Raw genomic sequence first — 22054 nt, 5'->3', positions numbered from 1 at the left:
GGAACGGCCCGAAAACGCAAACAGTTGGGGGACGGTAGACGTGACCATCGAATTTCTGAAGACAGCGCGGTCAGGGCTGGGCCTCTGCGCGGGGGTCGCTCTTGCTTTTGCGGCGGCGACGGCCAATGCGCAAATGGTGCCGGGCACTGTGAATGGCGAAGTATACAAACCGACGATATGGATCGATCCGGACGGCTGTGAACACTGGGTGATGGACGACGGGGTCGAGGGCTACATGGACCTCAAACTTGACCGTCAGGGCAAACCGACCTGTCACCCGGTACAAAGCTGTGCGGTGATGAATTCCGATCAGCTCTTTGCCACGGACAAATACGCGATTTCGGCGGAGGGGCGTCAGCGCCTGACCTCTTTCTTCCAGCAAGCCGGTGCGCGCGCCTATATCATCGTCGGCCATACCGACAGCCGCGCCTCCGACGAATATAACATCCGTCTGAGCTACAACCGGGCCAATGCGGTCGCCAAGATTGCGGCCTCTGTCGGTGCCAATGTGATCGACGTGCGGGGCTATGGCGAACGCCAGCCGATCGCCTCGAACTCGACCGCCGCGGGGATGCAGAAGAACCGCCGTGTCGAAATTATGTGTGTGAAGTGAGGGGATCGCTATGAAGGTTGTAAAGCTCATCGCTCTTGCGGTCGTTCCTCTGGCTCTTGGGGCCTGTGACAACGGCATGTACGAAAGCCATAAGACAGATAAAACCGTGGACCGTGGTTTCGACAGCAAACATCTGTCGCAACTGGTGGCCGGGATCTGGGTCGATCCGAACGGCTGCGATCACTGGATTATCGATGACGGGGTGGAGGGGTATCTCTCCGCGCGTGTAGACAAATACGGCAAGCCGATCTGCTCCGGGGTGGCGCCGGCGAACACCGCTGTCGGGCCGTATAAAGACGGTTCGAGTTTTGGCGATCCGATCTGATCGGTCCTGAAGTTTGGCACTATGGCGGTCGTCCCTCGGGGCGGCCGTTTTGCTTTTTGGCGCATTATTGGGCGAAATTCTGTTTTTTAGGCGGGGTCTCGCCGGGTCGATTGCGAAGATTTTGTGTCCCGGCTTGCCAGAAGCCCTATCCCTTGGCACCATCAGACTCAGGAGCCATTCCAGAGTCGGAGATCATATTTGGGCCTGAGCGCGTTGACACCCCCGAAATCGCAGGACGCAGTCCACGAAACGCTTCTCGAATTCCATGACAACAGGTTGCTCATAGACCTGTGCGGGGAGTTCGACCGGAACCTCGCTCAAATCGAACACAAACTCGAAGTCCAGATTGTCCGACGCGGCAATATGTTGTCCGTGATGGGCACCGGCAGCGCAAGGGGTCGCGCCTCTGCGGTGTTGCAGGATCTCTACGGCAAGCTCGAAGCGGGCCGGGAGATCGAGCCGGGCGACATCGACGGCATGATCCGCATGGGGGAGACCGATGGCGACAAAGGTCTGCCGGGCGATCAGATGGAAATGTTCCGCGGCGGCGATGTCGAGGTCAAGACCCGCAAGAAGCTGGTGGAGCCGCGCACGGCGGCGCAGAAGGAATATGTCACCAACCTGTTCAAGCATGAGCTGGCTTTTGGCATCGGTCCGGCCGGGACGGGCAAGACCTATCTCGCGGTGGCCGTGGGCGTGAACATGCTGATCAACGGCCATGTCGACCGGATCATCCTGTCGCGACCGGCGGTTGAGGCGGGAGAGCGTCTGGGCTTTCTGCCCGGCACGCAGGACGAGAAGGTCGATCCCTATATGCAGCCGCTTTACGACGCGCTGAACGACTTCATCCCCGCCAAGCAAGTGCAGAAGATGCGCGAGGAAAAGACCATCGAGATCGCGCCGCTGGCCTTCATGCGGGGGCGGACTTTGTCACGTGCTTTCGTTGTGCTCGACGAGGCGCAGAACGCCACCACCATGCAGATGAAAATGTTCCTGACCCGCTTGGGCGAAGGGTCGCGCATGGTGATCACCGGCGACCGCTCGCAGGTCGATCTGCCGCGCGGCGTGCAATCGGGGCTCAGGGATGCGGAGCGCATTCTGGCGGGCCTGCCGAACATCTCGTTCAACTACTTCACCTCGAAAGACGTGGTGCGTCACCCGCTTGTCGCCGCGATCATCGAAGCGTATGAGGCCGACGAAGCGCAATAACGCAAGTCGGAGGGCCTTATGGCCGTAGAGGTGATCTTTGAGGACGACCGCTGGGACGCGGCGGGGCTTGCGGCCTTGGCGGAAGCCGCCGAGGCTGCAACGCTTGCGCATCTCGGGCTGGACCCGGAGCTTTGCGAAGGGTCCGTTCTGGCCTGTGACGATGCGCGCATCAAGGTCCTGAACGCGGATTTCCGGGAGAAAGACAAGGCGACGAACGTCCTGTCCTGGCCCGCCGAGGAACGCGCGACGCCCGGTGAACGCCCGCCCTTGCCGGAGCCGGATTTTGACGGGTCCATCGAGCTGGGCGATATCGCGATTGCCTATGAGACCTGCCTGCGTGAGGCGGAGGAGCAGGGCAAGCCCTTTCACGATCACGTCACCCATTTGCTTATTCATGGTTTGTTACATCTGTTGGGTTATGATCACATAACCGACAGGGATGCAGAAATTATGGAAGCGACCGAGGTCGAAATACTTGCAACCATGGGGCTCAAGGACCCATATTAGGCGAACGGTCGACAAAGACCGGTTCAAATTGTTCATATTGGAAAGGACGCATGGGCGACACCGAGCCTGGGTCTTCTACGGCAGCGCAGAGCGCGCCGATCGACCCCATAAGTAGACCGCAGAGCGACACGCGCCGCACCGGGCGCAAATCCTCTGGCTGGTTCGACCGCATGAAGGCGGCATTTACCGCCAAATCTTCTGACACAACTGCCTTGGCCGGGGCGAACCCTTCGATGGTTATGCCTCAGCCCGTGCAACGCCCCGGCATGGTCAACCTGCGCCGGATGCGGGTCGATGATGTGGCGATCCCGAAAGCGGAAATCGTCGCCGTGCCGACGGATATCAAGAAAGAGGATCTGGTGGAGGTGTTCCGCGAAAGCGGGATGACCCGTCTGCCGGTCTATAAGGGCACGCTGGACACGCCTGTCGGCCTTGTGCACCTCAAGGATTTTGCTCTCACCCATGGCTTTAACGGCAAGGGTGAGCGGTTCAATCTGCGCAAAATGTTGCGCCCGCTGCTCTATGCGCCGCCGTCGATGCCGATCGGCGTGCTGCTGCAAAAGATGCAGACGGAGCGGATGCATATGGCCTTGGTCATCGACGAATACGGCGGGGTCGACGGGCTTGTAACGCTCGAAGACCTTGTCGAACAGGTGATCGGCGAAATCGAGGACGAACACGATGTCGATGACGATGTGTTCTGGACCCAATCCGCGCCGGGCGTGTTCATCGCGCAGGCCAAGGCCCCGCTCGACGAGTTCGAGGCGGCCATCGGCATGCGTCTGACCGACGAGGAGGACGAGGAAGAGATCGACACTCTGGGCGGTCTCGTCTTCCTGCTCTCCGGCCGGGTTCCCGCGCGTGGCGAAGTCATCCCGCACCCCTCGGGGGCCGAGTTCGAGATCGTCGATGCCGATCCGCGCCGGATCAAACGCATTCGTGTGCGTCTGCCCTCTGCCGTGAAACCGAAAGTCGAGGCCTGATGCGTCTGCCCAATCTGCGGCGACTTCTGACCCCGCCCCGTGCCTTTGCGCTCGGGGCGGGCTTTCTCATTGCCGCCGGTCAGGCGCCTCTCGGGTTCTGGCCGGTGGCTGTTGCAGGGCTGGTCATGGCGGCGATTGCCTGGCGCATGGCGCTGACGCCCGGTCAGGCCGCCTTGCGCGGTTGGCTCGTCGGCTTTTCAACCTTCCTCATTTCGCTCAACTGGATCGTCAACCCGTTCCTCGTCGAGCCGATGCGCGACGGTTGGATGATCCCTTTCGCGCTGTTCTTCATGGCGGGTGGGCTGGCGCTGTTCTGGGCTTTGGCCTTTTTCTTGGCGAAAATACTCAAGACCGGGCTGCCGGGTCTTGCCGGGTTCTGGGGGGCGGCGGAGCTCGCGCGCGGGCATATTTTCACCGGCTTTCCCTGGGCTATGCCGGGCTATATCTGGCTCGACACGCCGCTGGCGCAGCTGGCCGCCTTCATCGGGCCCTATGGTTTGACGGCGCTGAGTTTTGCCTTTGCGGCGCTTCTGGCTCATGCGGTTCTCAAACGGTCTTTGCGGATTGGCGCTGTGGCCGCCGTGCTTTTTGCCGCCGCCTTTATGGTCGGCTGGCAACGCCAATCCGCGCCCCTGCCGCCGGATCGGGATCATGCCATCCGTGTGGTGCAGCCCAACGCGCCGCAGCATCTCAAATGGGACCCCGCATATATTGCACAATTCTACCGCCGCGCGCTCTCCGTCACGCCGCCCGAGGGGGCCGATCTGGTGATCTGGCCGGAAACCTCCGTGGCAGCTCCTCTCTATGCCGCCGGGCCGGAGTTGTTCGAGATCGCCCAGACGGCTGCGCCTGCGCGCGCCGTGGTCGGGCTCAACCGGGTGGACGGGATGCAGGGGTACAACACGGCGGTTCTGCTCGACGAACAGGGCCGGGTCGCCGATCTCTACGACAAGCATCATCTTGTGCCTTTCGGTGAGTACATGCCCCTGCCTTGGCTTTTGGAACGTATCGGTTTGCGGGCGTTCACGGCGCAGAATGGCTATGGCTACTCTGCGGGTCCCGGGCCGCATCTCATGGACATGGGGGCGCTTGGGTCTGCGCTGCCGTTGATTTGCTATGAGGCGATTTTTCCCCGAGACCTGCGCACCGAAACGCGCCCCGACTGGCTGTTGCAGATGACCAACGATGCGTGGTTCGGCACCTTTTCCGGCCCGCAACAGGCGCTGGCACAGGCACGGTTCCGGGCGATCGAGACCGGGCTGCCGATGGTGCGCGCCGCAAATACCGGGATTTCCGCGCTGATCGACGCGCATGGCGGGCTGCGCGCGGCGATCCCTCTGGGCACGTCGGGGGCTTTCACCGCCGATCTGCCCGGCGCTCTTCCCGAAACCGTTTATGTCCGGCTTAAGGAAGCCCCCGTTTGGGCTTTGTTAACCCTTCTGGTGTTAAGTGGCGGGATCGGTACAACTCTGAGGCGCGGCAGAAAAACCGATTGACCCTCCCCGGAGGCAGTTATATCGCATTTTAATCAAAGGCCCGCACAACGGCTTCCTGACGTGCGGGTGTCATAACCAATGGAGCACGACCCCCATGTCCCGCAAAGATTACGTCTTCACTTCGGAATCGGTTTCCGAGGGCCACCCCGATAAGGTCTGCGACCGGATTTCCGATGCCGTCCTCGATGCGTTCATCGCCGAGGAGCCGGAGGCGCGTGTCGCCTGCGAGACCTTCGCAACCACCAACCGCGTGGTGATCGGTGGCGAGGTCGGGCTGTCGGACAAGGACAAGCTGCACGCCTATATGGACAAGGTGGACGGCATCGTGCGCGAGTGTGTGCGCGACATCGGCTACGAGCAGGACAAGTTCCACTGGCAGACGCTGGAGGTGCAGAATTACCTGCACGAACAATCCGCCCATATTGCCCAAGGCGTCGATGCTACGGGGAATAAGGACGAGGGTGCAGGCGATCAGGGCATCATGTTCGGTTTCGCGACCAATGAGACCGAGGCCTTGATGCCTGCGCCGATCCAATATTCTCACGCGATGCTGCGGCGTCTCGCAGAGGTGCGCAAGAACGGCACGGAACCGGCGCTCGGCCCGGACGCCAAGGCGCAGCTTTCCGTGCGGTATCGCGATGGTAAGCCGGTCGAGGTGACCTCTCTGGTGCTCTCGACCCAGCATCTCGACGAGGATCTGACCTCTGACGATGTGCGCGCCATCGTGGCGCCCTATGTCGAAGAGGTGCTGCCGGACGGGTGGCTCACGGCCAACACCATCTGGCACGTTAACCCGACCGGCAAGTTCGTGATCGGCGGCCCCGACGGCGACGCCGGGTTGACCGGGCGCAAGATCATCGTGGACACCTATGGTGGCGCGGCCCCGCATGGCGGCGGCGCGTTTTCCGGAAAAGACCCGACCAAGGTGGACCGGTCTGCCGCCTATGCCGCGCGCTATCTGGCGAAAAACGTGGTGGCGGCAGGGCTTGCGGAGAAATGCACGATCCAGCTGTCCTACGCGATCGGTGTGGCGGAGCCGCTGTCGATCTACGCCGATCTGCATGACACGGGCACGGTCGATGCCGCCCGTATTGAGGCCGTTCTGGCCGATGCCGACAAGCTCGGGTTCCGGCTGACGCCGCGCGGTATCCGCACCCAGCTTCAGCTCAACAAACCGATCTATCAGCGCACGGCGGCCTATGGCCATTTCGGGCGTGCGCCCGAGGTGGATGGCGGGTTCAGTTGGGAACGCACCGATCTGGCCGAGGTTCTGGCGAAAGCCGTCTGATGCCGCTGCGCGTCGTCACCGGGTCGATCACCGATCTGGATGTGGAGGCCGTGGTCAACGCGGCCAATTCCACGCTTTTGGGCGGCGGCGGTGTCGACGGCGCGATCCACCTTGCGGCGGGGCCGGGGCTTCTGGCGGAATGTCGGGGGCTGGGCGGCTGTCTGCCCGGGCAGGCCAAGCTGACCGGTGGGTACAATCTCAGGGCGCGCTACGTGATCCATACGGTCGGCCCCGTCTGGCGCGGCGGCGATCGGGGGGAGGACGAAACGCTTTCTTCCTGTTATCGTGAAAGCCTCAGGATCGCGCGGGATCATGACTTTCGCTCTGTGGCCTTTCCTGCAATCTCGACCGGGATTTACGGCTTTCCGAAAACCCGTGCAGCCCGGATCGCGGTGCGCACGATCCGCGATGAATTGAAGGCCGGGGAGGAAATGGAGGTGCTGCTCTGCGCCTTTTCCGCCCCGGATGCCGCAATTTTGCAAGCGGCTTTGCAAGAGGACAGATGACATGCCCAAGACGGACACCTCCGGCCTGACGCAACTCGGCGGCGCGACGGCGCTGCCCAATAGCCCGGAAGAGGCGGTGCTCGAACGCGTGCCGCACACGCATGAGGGCGAGCGTTATGTGGCGCGTTTTACCGCGCCGGAATTCACATCGCTTTGCCCGATGACCGGTCAGCCGGATTTCGGTTATCTGATGATCGACTACATCCCGCGCAAATGGTTGGTGGAGAGCAAGTCGCTCAAGCTTTTTCTTGGCTCCTTCCGCAATCATGGCGCGTTTCATGAGGATTGTTCGGTTTATATCGGCAAGCGTCTGGCCGAGCTGCTCGACCCGGAATGGCTGCGCATCGGGGCCTATTGGTATCCGCGCGGCGGCATTCCTATTGACGTCTTCTGGGCCACGGGGCCGGAGCCCAAGGACCTTTGGATCCCCGAGCAAGGCGTACCGCCTTACCGTGGGCGGGGGTGAGCGCGTCGGGATCTGTTGCTTTTGCACGCGGGCCCGCTACTCTCCCGAGACGAAACGGGGGGAGACCGATGTCAGAGAGTTTGCGAGATCCGATTGTCATGCTGCTTGCCGGGATCGGCATTCCGGTTTTTGCGGCGCTAAACGCCCAACTCGGCGGGCGTCTCGGTTCGCCCGCTCTGGCAGCATTGGTGTTTGCCGTGGTCGCGTTCAGCTCGATCTTTGTCTATCGCGCGGTTCTGGGGCCGAGTGTCCCGCTGTCCAACCTGCTGCATCAACCGGCATATCTGTTTTTCGCAGGTGTGCTCTTTGCTTTCTACATCCTGTCGATCACCACGATTGCGCCGCGCTTCGGCGTCGGCAATGCGGTGTTCTTTGTTCTGCTGGGGCAGATCCTGTCGGCGGGGGTGATCGACCATTTCGGCCTGTTCGGGGCGGCGCGTCTGGAGATTTCCGGTCTGCGGGCCGGGGGAATGTTGCTGATGGCGGGCGGGCTTTTCCTGATTCAGCGCGGCTGAACTTGCCCCGGGATGGATTTCTTGGCAAAAGCCCCGCCGTAACACGCGGGGTTTTCCATGTCTGACGATCAACAGCACCAATCGGGGGCGCCTTGGCGCAACTTCTATGGCCGTATCCATGGCAAGACGCTGAACAAGGCGCAGGTGGACTATCTCGACGAAGACCTGCCGGGGCTCGCGCCCGGCGGTGTGTCTTGGGAGGAAAACCCGGAGCGCGTCAAGATCGACATGGCCAAGCGCTTTGCGGGCAAGCCGGTTTGGGTCGAGATCGGTTTCGGCGGTGGCGAGCACCTCGTTCATATGGCGCGGACCTACCCGGATGTTTACATCATCGGCTGTGAGCCGTTCGTGAATGGCGTCGCCATGTGCCTTGGCAAAATGCGCCGGGAGGGCCCGTTCGACAATATCGCGATCCATGCGGGCGATGCGCGCGATCTGTTCGACGTGTTGCCGGAAGGCTCGATTGAGAAGGCATTCCTGAATTACCCGGACCCTTGGCCGAAAAAACGCCACCATCGCCGCCGGTTCGTGACCGACGAACATCTCGAACCGCTCCGCCGCGTGTTGAAAGACGGCGCGGAGTTTCGCGTGGCCACCGACATTCCCGATTATGTGCGCCAGACCATGGAAGAAGTGCCGCGCGCCGGGTTCGAATGGTTGGCCGAAGGGCCGGAAGATTGGCGCAAACCGTGGTCGGACTGGATTTCGACGCGCTATGAGCAAAAGGCGATCCGCGAAGGCCGCACGCCGCATTATATGACCTTCAAAAAAGTCTGAGTATTTCGGCTGCCATGAAGACAGCCGATAGACCGCTTGCCGGGCTTGGGGTATCAGGTCGGCGAGGAATGTGAGGAGAGCACAATGTCCAGCCACGGCACCCCGATCCCGATGACCGCCCGCAAGAACGGCCCCCTGAAAGGCACGGCGGCGGTGCCGGGGGACAAGTCGATTTCCCACCGCGCGCTGATTTTCGGTGCGATGGCCGTGGGGGAGACCAAGATCACCGGGCTTTTGGAGGGCGAGGATGTGCTCGACACCGCCAAGGCCATGCAGGCGCTGGGTGCCGAAGTGGTGCGCGAAGGGGCGGGCGAATGGACCGTGCATGGCGTGGGTGTCGGCGGATTTACCGAGCCTGAGGACGTGATTGACTGCGGCAACTCGGGAACGGGTGTGCGGCTCATCATGGGCTGTGTCGCGACCTATGATTTTTGTACGACCTTTACCGGCGACGGCTCGCTGCGCAAACGTCCGATGGCGCGGGTGACCGATCCTTTGGCGCTGTTCGGGGCGCAATCGGTGGGACGCTCGGGCGGGCGGTTGCCTTTGACGCTGGTGGGCGCGGCCGATCCTGTGCCGGTCGAATATCAGACACCGGTGCCCTCGGCGCAGGTGAAATCTGCGGTGCTGCTGGCCGGGCTGAACGCGCCGGGCAAGACGGTTGTCATCGAGAAAGAGGCGACGCGCGATCACACGGAGCGGATGCTTGTTGGGTTCGGGGCGGAGCTGACCACGGAGAAAACGCCCGAGGGCTATAACAAGATCACGCTGACCGGACGGCCCGAATTGAGGCCGCAAGTGGTGGCCGTGCCGCGCGACCCGTCTTCGGCGGCCTTCCCGGTTTGTGCCGCGCTGATCGTGCCCGGCTCCGAGGTTTTTGTGCCCGGCGTCAGCCAGAACCCGACGCGCAACGGGTTGTTCATTACGCTCAAGGAAATGGGCGCCGACATCTCCTTTGAGAATGAGCGCGAAGAGGGTGGCGAGCCAGTGGCGGACCTGCGGGTGAAATATTCCGCGCTCAAGGGGATTGAAGTGCCGGCGGAGCGCGCCGCTTCGATGATCGACGAATACCCGATCCTCTCCGCCGTTGCGGCCTATGCCGAGGGCACGACCACCATGCGCGGCGTCAAGGAATTGCGGGTCAAGGAAAGCGACCGGATCGACGCCATGGCGCGCGGGCTTGAGGCCTGTGGCGTGGCCATTGAGGAAGATCAGGATACGCTGATCGTGCAGGGGCTTGGCCCGAATGGGGTGAAGGGGGGCGCGACCTGTGCGACTCATCTCGATCACCGGATTGCCATGTCGTTCCTGATCCTCGGCATGGCGTCGCAGGAGGCGGTGAGCGTGGACGATGGCGGGCCGATTGCGACGTCTTTCCCGGTGTTCGAGAAGCTCATGACCGGTCTCGGCGCGCATGTGGTCAGGGGCAACTGATCTCTTGACCTTGGCGGCGCTTGGGTGCAGCGTGGGGACCCCTCGGGAAAGGACAGACCATGAGTTTCTGCATCGCCATTGATGGCCCCGCCGCTGCCGGGAAAGGCACGATTTCCAAAGCCGTCGCGGCGCATTTCGGATTTGCGCATCTCGATACCGGGTTGTTGTACCGGGCGGTGGGGGCGAAGACCTTTGAGGGGCTGTCGCCCATTGAGGCGGCAGAGGGGTTGACGTCGGCGGATCTCGAGCGCGGCGACCTGCGCTCCGGCGATGCGGGGCAGGCGGCCTCGCGGGTTGCGGCCATTCCCGAAGTGCGCAGCGCTCTGGTGGATTTCCAACAGGCATTTGCGCGCCGCGAAGGCGGTGCGGTTCTCGATGGGCGTGATATCGGCACGGTTATTTGCCCGGATGCGGAGGTCAAATTCTATGTCACCGCCTCCGACGAGGTGCGGGCCGAGCGGCGTCAGAAAGAGCTGACTGGAAAAGGCGAAGACGTGAGCGTCGAAGAGGTTCTGGCCGATCTGCGTGAGCGCGACGAGCGCGATGCGGCCCGCGCCACGGCGCCCCTGAAACCTGCCGAAGATGCGGTGGTGATCGACACCACCGAGATGAGCATCGACGAGGCGGTCGCCAAGGTGATCGCCCTCATCGAGGCGCGCCGGGGATGACGGCAAAGCTCATCCTCCACCTGCCCGAACATGAGCAGGCGCTTTTGGAGGCGGGCAAGATGTCGACGCTCTATCCCCGGATCAAGCGGATGGTCGAGCGGCGGGGCGGCGTGGTGGAGATCGCGCCGAGGTTCCCGCCGACCGAGCCGGACGGCAATCTTCACATCGTCGACAATGCGCGTCAGCCGCACCCCGATACGCTGATCTCGGTTTTGGCCTATCTTGATCGCTGCTGGCATCTCGATCCGAAAGGCGTTCTGGCCGACAGCTCGATTGCGGATCGGGTGTTCGACCCGGAAGCGGTCGATGCGGCGCAGGCCGAGGCCTATGTCGGCGATCTGCGCGCCCGGTTTTCCGATCCGCGCCAGTCCCGCTATCATCAGAAGAAACAGATGGAAGAGATCGACCCGGAAGGCATCGTGATCTTCCTGCAAGGCCCGCCGCCCTATCGTCGTGGTCATGCCTATATGGGGCGGGACAAGATGATCCGCGCGGTCTTGGACGGTGCGGGGGGGCGTCCGGTCTATATCAAGCCGCATCCGCTGCGCAAAGACGAGGGGCTGAAGGTCATTCGCGCTTTCGAGGCGGAGGGCTATGCGCCGATCAAGACCAATGCCAATGTGCATGACCTTTTGCGGCAGGCGGCGGTGACGGTGTCGGCCAATTCCGCGGCTTCGATCGAGGGGTTTCTGCATGGTACGCCGACGATCCTCTTTGCCCGCGCCGATTTCGATCAGGCCGCCGAAGTGGTGAAGGCCCCAGAGGATTTTCCGGCGGCGCTTGAATGGGCGGTCGGTCGGCCACGCGATTATACGCAATTCCTCTACTGGTATTTCTCGCAATGCCTTTGGCTCGACGATCCGTTTTTCGAGACAAGGGTTTTGGAGCGCTTTACGGAGGTCGGATTTCCGTCCGAACGCCTTGGCTTGACCAATTCCTGAGCCCTTTCGCACGCAGCGCCGCTCAAGGGGGTGAGCGTTGCTGCGGAGGTTTTGATGTGTAATCCAGTATAATCAGAAGGTTAGGTGAAGGGGCAGGCGGCTGTGCCGAATTTCGGGTGCTTGTCGTGACCCGATCCCTCCCCATATCCCGAAGCAAACGCATATATCTGCAAGGATGTTTCCAATGTTTCTCGACAAGCTGAACTGGCGTTACGCCACCAAGAAAATGGACCCTTCGAAACCGGTTCCCGAGGAGAAGGTCGCCAAGATCGTCGAAGCCGCCCGCATGGCGCCGACATCGTCGGGGTTGCAGCCCTTCCACATCTTCGTGATCCGCAACAAGGAGCTGCGTGCAAAGCTGCAAGAGGCGGCCTATGGTCAGTCGCAACTGACCGAGGGCTCACATCTTCTGGTCTTCGCGGCTTACGATACTTACGACGGTGCGCGGATCGATGCGGTGGTGGATCAGCATGCCGCCGAGCGTCCGGGCACGCGCGAGCGGTTGGACGCCTATTACGATCGGCTGAAATCCATGTACCTGCCGCGCGACGCGCGCACCAATGCGGATCATGCTGCGCGTCAGGCCTATATCGCGCTTGGCTTTGCGCTGGCTGCCGCCGCCGAGCTTGAGGTCGACAGCACGCCGATGGAGGGTTTCGACGCCGCGAAATTCGACGAGATTCTCGGGCTGCAAGACAAAGGCCTGAAAACCGTCGTGATCCTGCCGCTTGGCACCCGCGATGCCGAGGGCGACTGGCTTGCACCGATGAAAAAGGTCCGTAAACCGGCCTATGAGATCGTAACCGATCTGGATTGATCTTGCGGTGTCCTTGGGGCCTTGAGTGGCACGGCGGTCCGTCTGGGCCGCCTTTTTCGTTCGGTGCGCGCATTTCGACTTGCCTGTCACCGCGCTCTGTCGCAGCTTCACTCCGCTGTGAACATCGCAGCTTCCGTGATCTGGCGAGGGGGAGAGGCTCGTGGCCCGCTATCTGCAATTGCTCTATCGATCCGTCGCCCGTTACGAGGATTTCCACCCCTCGGATCTCGACATCCTGCGTGAGGCGGTGCGGTTCAACGCGGCCCATGGCATCACCGGGATTCTCTTGCGGGTGGATGAACAGTTTTTTCAGGTCCTGCACGGTCCCGCCGAGAACATCGAAGGGCTTGCCGCCCGGATCAAATCCGACGCGCGACATCGCCACATGGAGGTCCTTCTGTGTGAAGAGGCCGAGGAGGCCTCGCCCTATGGCAATTGGTCGATGGCCTACGATTCCCTGATGGGATTCGAGCAGAAGCTGGGACTTCAGGAAAATGGCCGCTATCCGGAGATCGCGACGGAACGCGCTCGCGAATTGGTGGCCGTGCTCGCGAAAACCGCGAGCAGCGTAGACACTTACGGCTCCGCCTTTCCCTATTCGCGCTTTCCCGGCGAAGAGGACGCGGCCTATCTGGCGCGGCTCGACGGGTTGGCGTGAGGGCCCCTGTTTCGGTGTGTCTGTCCCGATTTTCCTTGCTTTTATGGGGATTCGGCGGTACACGCGCGCCTGTCTATGAGGCCATAAGACGTCATCAAGGCAATGCGGGCAGGGTCGGAGCGTAACTTCGGCCCTGATTTGTTTGTTTTCCGCACTGTCTTCTGAGCGTTGGTCCCGAGATGAAACGAAACCAAGACCGGCGGAGACAACCGCATGGCCCGCAAACACGTTTGAAAAGGAAATTGAGACCACATGGCTCAGAACGTATCTATGGAGGATTTCGAAGCCCTCCTGAATGAAAGCTTCGAGATCGACACCCCGGACGAAGGTTCGGTTGTCAAAGGCAAAGTGATCGCCATCGAGGCCGGTCAAGCCATCATCGACGTCGGCTACAAAATGGAAGGCCGCGTTGATCTGAAAGAATTCTCCAACCCGGGCGAAGCACCGAACGTGGCCGTTGGCGACGAAGTCGAAGTGTTCCTCGACCGCGTTGAAAACGCCCGTGGCGAAGCCGTCATCTCCCGCGACAAAGCCCGTCGCGAAGAAGCCTGGGATCGTCTCGAAAAAGCCTACGCCTCCGAAGAGCGCGTCGAAGGCGCCATCTTTGGTCGCGTCAAAGGCGGTTTCACCGTCGATCTCGGCGGCGCAGTGGCCTTCCTTCCGGGCAGCCAAGTCGACGTCCGTCCGGTGCGCGACGCTGGCCCGCTCATGGGTCTCAAGCAGCCGTTCCAGATCCTCAAGATGGACCGTCGTCGTGGCAACATCGTTGTGTCGCGTCGTGCGATCCTCGAAGAGTCCCGTGCGGAACAGCGCGCTGAAGTCATCGGCAACCTCACCGAAGGTCAGACCGTTGACGGCGTGGTCAAAAACATCACCGAATACGGTGCGTTCGTTGACCTCGGCGGTGTCGATGGTCTGCTGCACGTCACCGACATGGCATGGCGTCGCGTGAACCACCCGTCCGAGATCCTCACCATCGGTGAGACGATCAAGGTTCAGGTGATCAAGATCAACAAAGACACCCACCGCATCTCGCTTGGCATGAAGCAGCTTCAGGCCGATCCGTGGGATTCCGTGGAAAGCAAATACCCGCTCGAATCCGTGCACACCGGTCGCGTGACCAACATCACCGACTACGGCGCATTCGTGGAACTCGAGCCGGGCGTCGAAGGTCTGGTTCACGTTTCCGAAATGTCCTGGACCAAGAAAAACGTCCACCCGGGCAAAATCGTTTCCACCTCGCAGGAAGTGGAAGTCATGGTGCTCGAGATCGACAGCTCGAAACGTCGTGTGTCCCTCGGCCTCAAGCAGACGATGCGCAACCCGTGGGAACTCTTTGCCGAGACCCATCCGGAAGGCACCGTTGTCGAAGGCGAAGTCAAGAACATCACCGAATTCGGTCTGTTCGTCGGTCTGCCGGGCGACATCGACGGCATGGTTCACCTGTCCGACCTGTCCTGGGAAGAGCGTGGCGAGGATGCCATCCAGAACTTCCGCAAGGGCGACATGGTCAAAGCGGTTGTCACCGAGGTCGACGTCGAGAAAGAGCGTATCTCCCTCTCGATCAAAGCTCTCGACGACAGCTTCTCCGGTGCGGTTGAAGGCGTGAAACGCGGCTCCATCATCACCGTGACCGTGACTGCGATCGAAGACGGTGGCATCGAAGTGGAATATGAAGGCGCGAAATCCTTCATCCGCCGCTCCGACCTGTCCCGTGACCGTGCCGAGCAGCGCCCCGAGCGCTTCCAGGTCGGCGATCACATCGATGTGCGCGTGACCAACGTGGATCAGAAAACCCGTCGTCTGGGTCTCTCGATCAAAGCCCGCGAAATCGCCGAAGAGAAAGAAGCCGTCGAACAGTACGGTTCCTCCGACTCCGGTGCATCGCTGGGCGACATTCTCGGCGCAGCGCTCAAGGGCGGCGACGAGTAATCGCAGCCTGCGACCCGATTTTGGAAAGGCCCCTTCGGGGGCCTTTTTCTTTTATCTGCACTGCAACCTGTCCTTTTCGGCAGGCCTTGGCAGTGGCACGATTCGAATCGCTTTGGGGAATGCCGCATTGCAGCGCTAACATCCCGGTTCCGGGTTGTGCAAAATGCGACCCTCTGAGGGATTTTTTGGCCAAATCTCAGCACATTACCGGCAAAAAACAGCCTGTGAGAGCGGAACAGACGCTTCCCCGAATACATATCCCGTCCTATAGTCTCTTTATGGTCATGCCGGGACGCAGTGCGCCTTGGCCAAGGACCGAATGCGATACGAAAACGTCACAAGAAACGCGCCATCCAGGGGGAGACTTCATGATCCGGTCCGAGCTGATCCAGAAGATCGCAGACGAAAATCCGCATTTGTACCAACGCGATGTCGAGCGGATCGTGAACACGATCTTCGAAGAAATTATCGAAGCCATGGCGCGCGGCGACCGGGTGGAGCTGCGCGGATTTGGGGCCTTTTCTGTCAAGAAGCGGGATGCCAGAATGGGGCGTAACCCGCGCACCGGCGACAGTGTTCCCGTTGAGGAAAAACACGTGCCCTTCTTCAAGACCGGCAAGCTGCTGCGCGACCGTCTGAACGAAGAATAAGGTCGACTTCAAATGCGCTATATCCGTTATGCTTTCCTCGGAGCACTTGCCGTGGTGCTTGTCACCATGGCTCTGGCCAACCGGGATGTCGTAACGCTGTATTTGTTGCCGGGTGAACTGGCGACGCTTTCCGGCATATCCCTGTCCGTCCAGCTACCGCTGTTCGTGGTCATTTTTGGCGCGATCATCGGGGGGCTGCTGATCGGGTTTGTCTGGGAATGGATGCGCGAGTACAAACACCGCTCCGCCGCCGTGACGCATAAGCGCGAGAAGGAACAGCTTGCCCGCGAGGTCGACAAGCTGAAGGTGGACAAGGCGAAGAAGGAGGGCGACGAGGTGCTTGCCCTTCTGGAACGCTGAGCGGTCAATCTCATGGATACACGCGTGAAGATCTGCGGGCTGAAAACGCCCGAGGCGGTGGCGACGGCTGTCGAGGCCGGGGCGCATTATCTGGGCTTTGTCTTTTTCCCGAAATCGCCGCGGCATCTGGAGATTCCGGCCGCGCGCGCTCTGGCGTTTGAGGTGCCGGTGGGCGTGGCCAAGGTGGCGCTTGTGGTGAATGCGACGGATGAGGAGCTTGACCGGATCACCGGCGAGGTGCCGCTCGACATGTTGCAGCTTCATGGCAAGGAAAGCCCGGAGCGGGTGACGGAAATCCGTGCACGCTATGGGCTTCCGGTGATGAAGGCTGTGGGGGTTGCGGAGCCTGCGGATGTGCAGGCGCTCGACGCCTATGGCATGGTCTGCGATCAGTTGCTGGTCGATGCGAAGGCGCCGAAAGGGGCCGATCTGCCGGGGGGCAACGGTCTCGCGTTCGACTGGCGGCTGATTTCCAAGCGCGGCTGGAACCGGCCCTGGATGCTGGCGGGCGGTCTGACGCCGGAGAACGTGGTCCTGGCCATCCAGATGACCGGTGCGAAGCAGGTGGACGTTTCCTCGGGCGTGGAAAGCGCGCCGGGGGTGAAGGACGCAGGCAAGATCCGCGCCTTTATCGAGGCGATCCGCGCCGCCTGACGGGCTTTTTCGAGTATTTCGACAGCAAAGGAAACGGGCGCGCTTTACCGTGCGCGGCCCCTGCGCTACATCCATGGGCGATCCGCAAGGGAGCATCGCGATGAACGATCTTTTCAACAGCTTCATGAGTGGCCCGGACGAAAAGGGGCGCTTTGGCATTTACGGCGGGCGCTTCGTCTCCGAGACGCTGATGCCGCTGATCCTCGCTCTTGAAGAAGAGTATAACAGGGCCAAGGACGATCCCGAATTCTGGGACGAGATGCGCGATCTCTGGAAGCATTACGTGGGGCGTCCGAGCCCGCTCTATTACGCGGAGAAGATGACCGAGGAGCTGGGCGGCGCGAAGATCTACCTCAAGCGCGAAGAGCTCAACCACACGGGTGCGCATAAGATCAACAACGTGCTGGGGCAGATCCTGCTCGCGCGCCGCATGGGCAAGACGCGTATTATTGCCGAAACCGGTGCGGGGCAGCACGGGGTTGCGACGGCGACGGTTTGTGCCAAATTCGGGCTGGAGTGCATCGTCTACATGGGCGCGACCGACGTTGAGCGGCAAAAGCCGAACGTGTTCCGCATGCACCTTCTGGGGGCAAAGGTCATCCCGGTGAAATCCGGGCGCGGGACGCTCAAGGATGCGATGAACGATGCGCTGCGTGACTGGGTGACCAATGTGCGCGATACCTTCTATTGCATCGGCACGGTGGCGGGGCCGCACCCCTACCCGGCGATGGTCCGCGATTTTCAGGCCATCATCGGGCAGGAGACGCGTTGGCAACTGGCCGAGCAGGAAGGCGAGGGGCGTTTGCCCGATACGCTTGTGGCGGCTGTGGGCGGCGGCTCGAATGCGATGGGCCTGTTTCACCCGTTTCTTGATGACGAAAGCGTGGGCATCATTGGCGTTGAGGCCGGGGGCCATGGCGTCGACGACCGGATGGAGCATTGCGCCTCTCTGACGGGCGGGCGTCCGGGCGTTTTGCACGGCAACCGCACCTATCTTTTGCAGGACGAAGACGGGCAGATCCTTGAGGGGCATTCGATCTCGGCGGGTCTCGACTATCCGGGGATCGGGCCGGAGCACTCGTGGCTGCACGATACGGGCCGGGCGCAATATGTCTCGATCACCGACAAGGAGGCGCTTGAGGCGTTTCAGTTCTGTTGCCGGACCGAAGGCATCATTCCGGCACTCGAATCGAGCCATGCGGTGGCGCATGTGATGAAGATCGCGGGCGATTTGCCGAAGGATCACATCATCGTCGTGAACCTTTCGGGGCGGGGCGACAAGGATATCTTTACCGTGGCGCGTCACCTCGGCGCGGATCTTGCAGGTGATGAGGGTCGCGACGCGGAGTAAAGAAACCCGCAGAGTTTTGAGAAAAGCCGTCCTTTGGGGCGGCTTTTCCTTTATTTGGGCGCTTTAAACCTGAGTTTATGGTCAAATACCAAAGGTTTAGAGACTGGCGCGTAAACCCGGCTAAACCTCATGCCAATGGTCGACCTGCTGCATTCCACACAAATCTGAGGCCGTGGCCAAGATGGCCCGATCTATCGAATTTGTTAAAGAGCACAGGAAAGGACACTCCGATGCATAAGGTTTTCATGGTTTCAGCACTCGTCACCGCGCTTGGGGCGACGGTCGCCGTGGCGCAACCCACCACGGAAGAGATCGTCGCGATGTACCCGGGCGCGACCCGGATCGAGATCGACCGCGGTTACCGCTATACCGAGGTCGAGGTCTATATCGATGGCAAGGAGGTCGATCTGCGGATCGACAATGCCAGTGGGGAGGTCGTGGTGCAGCGAGAGAAGGTTCTGAGCGATGCGGAATGGCGCGACGAGATCAGGGATGATGATCGCGGTGAAATGGTCGATGGCGTCGAGGTCGAAAACGATGACGACCGTGAGGATGATGACCGCTATGACGATGACCGCGATGACGATCGGGACGACGATCGGGACGATGACCGTGATGACGACGATGACGATGATTGATCGGTCGCAGGTATGACAACAAAAGGCCTGTCCCATGGTGGGGCAGGCCGTCCCTATGGTAAGCAGGGGAGAGGACGGGAAAGGACATCATGCACCGCAGGCTTTTCATCACCGGTCTTGCCACGAGTTTTCTGGCCGTCACGCCCGCTCTGGCGCAGAGCGGGAGCGTGATCGATCAGGTCGTCGCCCAGATCAAGGCACAGGGCTACACGAAGATCACCATGGAGCGAACCCTTTTGGGACGGACCCGGATCGTGGCTGAAAACGGCACGATGCGTCGCGAGATTATCGTCAGTCCTGCGACGGGGGAAATCCTTCGTGACTATTGGGAAATCGATGACGACGATGACGACGACGACGAGCGTGATCGCAGAGGAACGCGCACTGGTGATGACGGCGACGACGACGACGGCGACGATGACGACGGCGACGATGATGACGACGATGACGATGATTGAAGGCAGGTTCCGGTGAAAGACAGTGCCCTTCTCGCCATCATCCTCGTGGTGCAGAGCCTCTGTGCCGTGTTTTTCGTGTTCGATATTGTCGCTTCCGTCCTCGGCCTGCGCGCGCGTCCCATCTCCTGGCAAATCCGTGAGGTCATCGAACTGGGCGCGGCTCTGGGATTGATCCTGGGCGTGATCATGGGCGGGCTGGCGCTTCGACGTTCCATGGTGCGACGCAATCTGGCCGAAGGCAAATTGCGCCGCGCCGCATTGGCCTTTGCCGATGTGCTGGAAGAACGCTTTTCCGATTGGGGCCTGACGCCCGCGGAGCGCGAGGTGGCCCTTTTCCTGATCAAAGGCTTTCCCATAGCGGAGATCGCCCGGCTGCGCGAAACCTCCGAAGGCACGGTCAAGGCGCAAACCAATGCGGTCTATCGCAAGGCGGGCGTCAATGGTGCGTCACAGCTTCTGAGCCTGTTCCTTGACGACCTGATGGAAGATCGCTTTCTGACAGAGAAGACGGTGGAACAGGTGGCCTGAGAGGCCTAGAGATCGTGCGCGTGCAGTTCGAGCACCGCAAGCGGTACGATGTCGAGGGCGCGCAGATGGGTTGAGAGGAGCGAGACCTTCGGCGCACAACCTTCGTCATGGGCCTGAAGAAACCGGCTGGCGCAGAGGCACCATCTGTCACCGGGTTTCAGCCCGGCAAAGCCATACTCGGGTCGGGGTGTCGAAAGATCGTTGCCGACATATTTCGAATAGGCGAGAAACTCCGCCGTCATCATCGCGCAGACCGTGTGGCTGCCGTGATCCTCGGCGCAGGTGTTGCAGGCCCCGTCGCGAAAATATCCGGTCAGAGGATCGTGGGAGCAGGGGCTGAGTACCCCACCCAAAACATTGAGAGAAGGGGATTTTTCCATGCTGTCCTCCGTCAGAACCGGGGCGGGGACCAGTCGATCCATCGCCCGTGAAAATCAAACCGTCCAAGCTCATGTGTCGTCCCGTCGGGCCAGAGCGTGAGCGTCAGCTTCGCACCGGGGGGATGCCCGTCGGCTTCCATCGATAGGCGAGCCATTGGGGCGTCTGTCGTTGCGCGCTCTCCGGCCTCGGCCAAAAGCGCTTCGCCCCGGGCCTGAACCTTTGCCGGGAAATATTGCCATGCAACCGTGTGGTAAACGAGGTGCAATTGCCCCGGATGGGGTTTGGACAGTCGGGTTTCGAGCCAGTCGATGGCATCGGCCTTGGCGACTTTGGGCGGGGAGGCTGCGGCGATATCGAGGGCGGCTTCGATCCGGTGAAACCGCGCGGTCTGATCGGGCCAGATGAACGACAATAGCCGGATGCGCTCCGCCACGGGATCGCGGGGGCTGAGATCTACGCCCTGACGTTCGGCGACGGTGAAGCCATGCGGCGCGGGCGCGGGGCTGCGCCACTCCGGTGTCAGGATTACGGGGCTGTCGGACGGGCCGAAATCGCCCGCAGGGGTGACGAGCCGGAAGCGGTCGAAATTGAGATTCAGCCCGGCACTTGCGCCCAGTTCCGAGAGCACAATCGGCAGACCAGTCTGGGCGGCCAAAGCATCGGCGGCAAGGATCAGGGCGCTGGCGCGGGCCACTTCGTTGGTCTGGGGCGCGTCGTTGAGGCGCTGGTCGATATAGGCCTCGTGACGGGAAATGGCGGCAGATGCGGCTTGATGGAGTTCGGCGGGTTCGGCCAAGGGATGCGGCGGATAAAACGCCGCTAAATCCGTGTCGCGACCTTCGAGAACCAGCCCATGGAGCGCCCCGGCAAGGCGGAGTGGCACGGAGGCGCCGTTGCTGGAAATATCGCCGGGCCATGCGGCGATGCGGGCTCCGATGGGGCCGTCGGGCAGGCCCACGCTGACAAAACTGTCGAGCAATGTGGCGGTGAAAGGTGATCCGAGGTCGCGGCAGGACTGGGCTTGCGCCGCAAATGCCCTTTGCCAAGTCATTGAAACTTATCCTTAAGTTTTTCGAGCGGGGAGCGAGTGTCCTCGGCGGCGGGTTCGGTTTGGGGGGTGTCCTTGGCTTTCGGCGGTTTTGTCCCGGTCGAGCTGCGGGGCGGCGCGGTGCGCAGCGCCACGGCGTTGGAAAACTTTGCGGTTTCGCCATCCGCGAGGGCCGCTGCCCCATCGGAACAGCCCCGGATCACATCGTCGAGCCAGTCCAGATCCGCCTTGGCGAAATCGGAGAGCACATAGGGCGCGACCCGGTCCTTGTGACCGGGATGACCGATGCCGAGACGCACGCGGTCATAGTCCGGGCCGATGTGCTGATGGATCGACCGCAGCCCGTTGTGACCCGCGTGGCCGCCGCCGGTCTTGGTCCGGACCTTGCCGGGGGCGAGGTCCAGTTCATCATGAAAAACAATGACATCGGCAGGGGTGAGCTTGTAAAACCGCATCGCTTCGCCGACCGATTGACCGGAGAGGTTCATGAAGGTTTCGGGCTTCAGCAACACGACCTTGTCGCGGCCGAGACGGCCCTCACAGGTCAGGCCTTGGAACTTTGCGCGCCAGGGCGAGAACCCGTGATCGGAAGCGATCCGGTCCAAGACCATGAAGCCGATGTTGTGGCGGTTGCCCGCATATTTCGCGCCCGGATTGCCGAGGCCGACGAAGAGACGCATGGCCCCTCTCCCCTCTTGTAACATGTTACCGGCACCATATGGGCGGGGGCGGGGGCATGCAATCTCTTGCCGTCAGAACGGGATTTTCCGCTGTCGGACTTGCGTCGGCTTTGTGTCGGACTTTTGTCGGACCCCTGCGGTAACTGTCCGGCCGGTTTGCGCAAAGAAAAA

The 22054-nt window shown here is 61.5% G+C and carries 27 protein-coding genes and 1 riboswitch; of the genes, 24 read left to right on the top strand and 3 right to left on the bottom strand.

Annotated features, from left to right (window positions below; translation table 11 throughout):
* Nucleotides 1-40 precede the first annotated feature (40 nt).
* From V1471_RS11595 to V1471_RS11480, 24 genes are all read left to right on the top strand, one after another.
* A complete protein-coding gene (locus tag V1471_RS11595; RefSeq protein WP_434288907.1) occupies nucleotides 41-613 on the top strand; it encodes an OmpA family protein in 573 nt (190 codons plus the stop codon).
* Between the two features lie 10 nt (nucleotides 614-623).
* On the top strand, nucleotides 624-938 hold the full coding sequence (locus V1471_RS11590) for a hypothetical protein (RefSeq protein ID WP_434288906.1): 315 nt from the start codon (nucleotides 624-626) through the stop codon (nucleotides 936-938).
* A gap of 198 nt (nucleotides 939-1136) precedes the next feature.
* On the top strand, nucleotides 1137-2147 hold the full coding sequence (locus tag V1471_RS11585) for a PhoH family protein (RefSeq protein ID WP_434288904.1): 1011 nt from the start codon (nucleotides 1137-1139) through the stop codon (nucleotides 2145-2147).
* Between the two features lie 18 nt (nucleotides 2148-2165).
* Complete coding sequence (gene ybeY / locus V1471_RS11580; protein ID WP_434288903.1) at nucleotides 2166-2654, top strand: rRNA maturation RNase YbeY; 489 nt, start codon at nucleotides 2166-2168, stop codon at nucleotides 2652-2654.
* A 50-nt stretch (nucleotides 2655-2704) separates the two neighbouring features.
* Nucleotides 2705-3637 (top strand): transporter associated domain-containing protein, encoded by a 933-nt coding sequence (locus V1471_RS11575; protein WP_434288902.1) that lies wholly within the window; start codon nucleotides 2705-2707, stop codon nucleotides 3635-3637.
* On the top strand, nucleotides 3637-5133 hold the full coding sequence (lnt, locus tag V1471_RS11570) for an apolipoprotein N-acyltransferase (RefSeq protein ID WP_434288900.1): 1497 nt from the start codon (nucleotides 3637-3639) through the stop codon (nucleotides 5131-5133). The genes V1471_RS11575 and lnt overlap by 1 nt, the downstream gene beginning before the upstream one ends.
* Before the next feature lie 36 nt (nucleotides 5134-5169).
* A riboswitch (SAM-SAH riboswitch) is annotated at nucleotides 5170-5219 on the top strand.
* 8 nt (nucleotides 5220-5227) lie between these two features.
* Nucleotides 5228-6421: a methionine adenosyltransferase gene (gene metK / locus V1471_RS11565; protein ID WP_434288898.1), complete on the top strand. Its 1194-nt coding sequence runs from the start codon at nucleotides 5228-5230 to the stop codon at nucleotides 6419-6421.
* On the top strand, nucleotides 6421-6927 hold the full coding sequence (locus V1471_RS11560; protein WP_434288896.1) for an O-acetyl-ADP-ribose deacetylase: 507 nt from the start codon (nucleotides 6421-6423) through the stop codon (nucleotides 6925-6927). The genes metK and V1471_RS11560 overlap by 1 nt, the downstream gene beginning before the upstream one ends.
* A 1-nt stretch (nucleotide 6928) precedes the next feature.
* Complete coding sequence (gene queF / locus V1471_RS11555; protein ID WP_434288894.1) at nucleotides 6929-7393, top strand: preQ(1) synthase; 465 nt, start codon at nucleotides 6929-6931, stop codon at nucleotides 7391-7393.
* A gap of 68 nt (nucleotides 7394-7461) precedes the next feature.
* Nucleotides 7462-7908 carry a DMT family transporter gene (locus V1471_RS11550; protein ID WP_434288892.1) on the top strand — a complete coding sequence of 149 codons (447 nt, stop codon included), beginning with the start codon at nucleotides 7462-7464 and terminating at the stop codon, nucleotides 7906-7908.
* A 57-nt stretch (nucleotides 7909-7965) separates the two neighbouring features.
* A complete protein-coding gene (gene trmB, locus V1471_RS11545) occupies nucleotides 7966-8685 on the top strand; it encodes a tRNA (guanosine(46)-N7)-methyltransferase TrmB (protein ID WP_434288890.1) in 720 nt (239 codons plus the stop codon).
* A gap of 84 nt (nucleotides 8686-8769) precedes the next feature.
* Complete coding sequence (gene aroA / locus V1471_RS11540; protein ID WP_434288889.1) at nucleotides 8770-10119, top strand: 3-phosphoshikimate 1-carboxyvinyltransferase; 1350 nt, start codon at nucleotides 8770-8772, stop codon at nucleotides 10117-10119.
* Between the two features lie 59 nt (nucleotides 10120-10178).
* A complete protein-coding gene (locus tag V1471_RS11535; protein ID WP_434288887.1) occupies nucleotides 10179-10787 on the top strand; it encodes a (d)CMP kinase in 609 nt (202 codons plus the stop codon).
* Entirely contained in the window at nucleotides 10784-11728 is a 945-nt protein-coding gene (locus V1471_RS11530; RefSeq protein ID WP_434288886.1) for a hypothetical protein, read from the top strand. Before V1471_RS11535 ends, V1471_RS11530 begins: the two co-directional genes overlap by 4 nt.
* A 184-nt stretch (nucleotides 11729-11912) precedes the next feature.
* The gene (locus V1471_RS11525) at nucleotides 11913-12545 is read left to right on the top strand and encodes an NAD(P)H-dependent oxidoreductase (protein ID WP_434288884.1); all 633 of its coding nucleotides are present in this window, start codon (nucleotides 11913-11915) and stop codon (nucleotides 12543-12545) included.
* Nucleotides 12546-12705: 160 nt separating this feature from the next.
* Nucleotides 12706-13203, top strand: coding sequence for a BLUF domain-containing protein (locus V1471_RS11520; RefSeq protein WP_434288882.1), 498 nt, complete (start codon nucleotides 12706-12708; stop codon nucleotides 13201-13203).
* Between the two features lie 252 nt (nucleotides 13204-13455).
* A complete protein-coding gene (gene rpsA / locus V1471_RS11515; protein ID WP_434288880.1) occupies nucleotides 13456-15135 on the top strand; it encodes a 30S ribosomal protein S1 in 1680 nt (559 codons plus the stop codon).
* Between the two features lie 368 nt (nucleotides 15136-15503).
* Nucleotides 15504-15785 (top strand): integration host factor subunit beta, encoded by a 282-nt coding sequence (ihfB, locus tag V1471_RS11510; RefSeq protein WP_066706248.1) that lies wholly within the window; start codon nucleotides 15504-15506, stop codon nucleotides 15783-15785.
* Between the two features lie 12 nt (nucleotides 15786-15797).
* Nucleotides 15798-16145, top strand: coding sequence for a LapA family protein (locus tag V1471_RS11505; protein ID WP_434288878.1), 348 nt, complete (start codon nucleotides 15798-15800; stop codon nucleotides 16143-16145).
* 12 nt (nucleotides 16146-16157) lie between these two features.
* Nucleotides 16158-16799, top strand: coding sequence for a phosphoribosylanthranilate isomerase (locus V1471_RS11500; RefSeq protein WP_434288876.1), 642 nt, complete (start codon nucleotides 16158-16160; stop codon nucleotides 16797-16799).
* 100 nt (nucleotides 16800-16899) lie between these two features.
* On the top strand, nucleotides 16900-18150 hold the full coding sequence (gene trpB / locus V1471_RS11495) for a tryptophan synthase subunit beta (RefSeq protein WP_434288875.1): 1251 nt from the start codon (nucleotides 16900-16902) through the stop codon (nucleotides 18148-18150).
* 230 nt (nucleotides 18151-18380) lie between these two features.
* Nucleotides 18381-18788, top strand: a complete 408-nt coding sequence (locus tag V1471_RS11490) for a hypothetical protein (protein ID WP_434288873.1) — start codon at nucleotides 18381-18383, stop codon at nucleotides 18786-18788.
* Between the two features lie 89 nt (nucleotides 18789-18877).
* A complete protein-coding gene (locus V1471_RS11485; RefSeq protein ID WP_434288871.1) occupies nucleotides 18878-19246 on the top strand; it encodes a hypothetical protein in 369 nt (122 codons plus the stop codon).
* A gap of 12 nt (nucleotides 19247-19258) precedes the next feature.
* Nucleotides 19259-19774, top strand: coding sequence for a helix-turn-helix transcriptional regulator (locus V1471_RS11480; protein WP_434288869.1), 516 nt, complete (start codon nucleotides 19259-19261; stop codon nucleotides 19772-19774).
* 5 nt (nucleotides 19775-19779) lie between these two features.
* On the opposite strand, the gene V1471_RS11475 is transcribed toward V1471_RS11480, so the two are convergent.
* From V1471_RS11475 to pth, 3 genes are read right to left on the bottom strand one after another with little or no spacing between them, the layout of a single operon-like run.
* A complete protein-coding gene (locus V1471_RS11475; protein ID WP_434288868.1) occupies nucleotides 19780-20154 on the bottom strand; it encodes a DUF2237 family protein in 375 nt (124 codons plus the stop codon).
* Nucleotides 20155-20165: 11 nt separating this feature from the next.
* Nucleotides 20166-21206 (bottom strand): DUF2332 domain-containing protein, encoded by a 1041-nt coding sequence (locus V1471_RS11470; protein ID WP_434288866.1) that lies wholly within the window; start codon nucleotides 21204-21206, stop codon nucleotides 20166-20168.
* Nucleotides 21203-21883, bottom strand: a complete 681-nt coding sequence (gene pth, locus V1471_RS11465) for an aminoacyl-tRNA hydrolase (protein ID WP_434288864.1) — start codon at nucleotides 21881-21883, stop codon at nucleotides 21203-21205. The genes V1471_RS11470 and pth overlap by 4 nt, the downstream gene beginning before the upstream one ends.
* Nucleotides 21884-22054 lie beyond the last annotated feature (171 nt).

This window comes from Celeribacter sp. SCSIO 80788 (assembly GCF_051054295.1).
In the GTDB taxonomy this organism is placed as follows: domain Bacteria; phylum Pseudomonadota; class Alphaproteobacteria; order Rhodobacterales; family Rhodobacteraceae; genus Celeribacter.
Note: the sequence above shows the minus strand (reverse complement) of the source record. Positions and strands in the feature narration are given on the sequence as shown.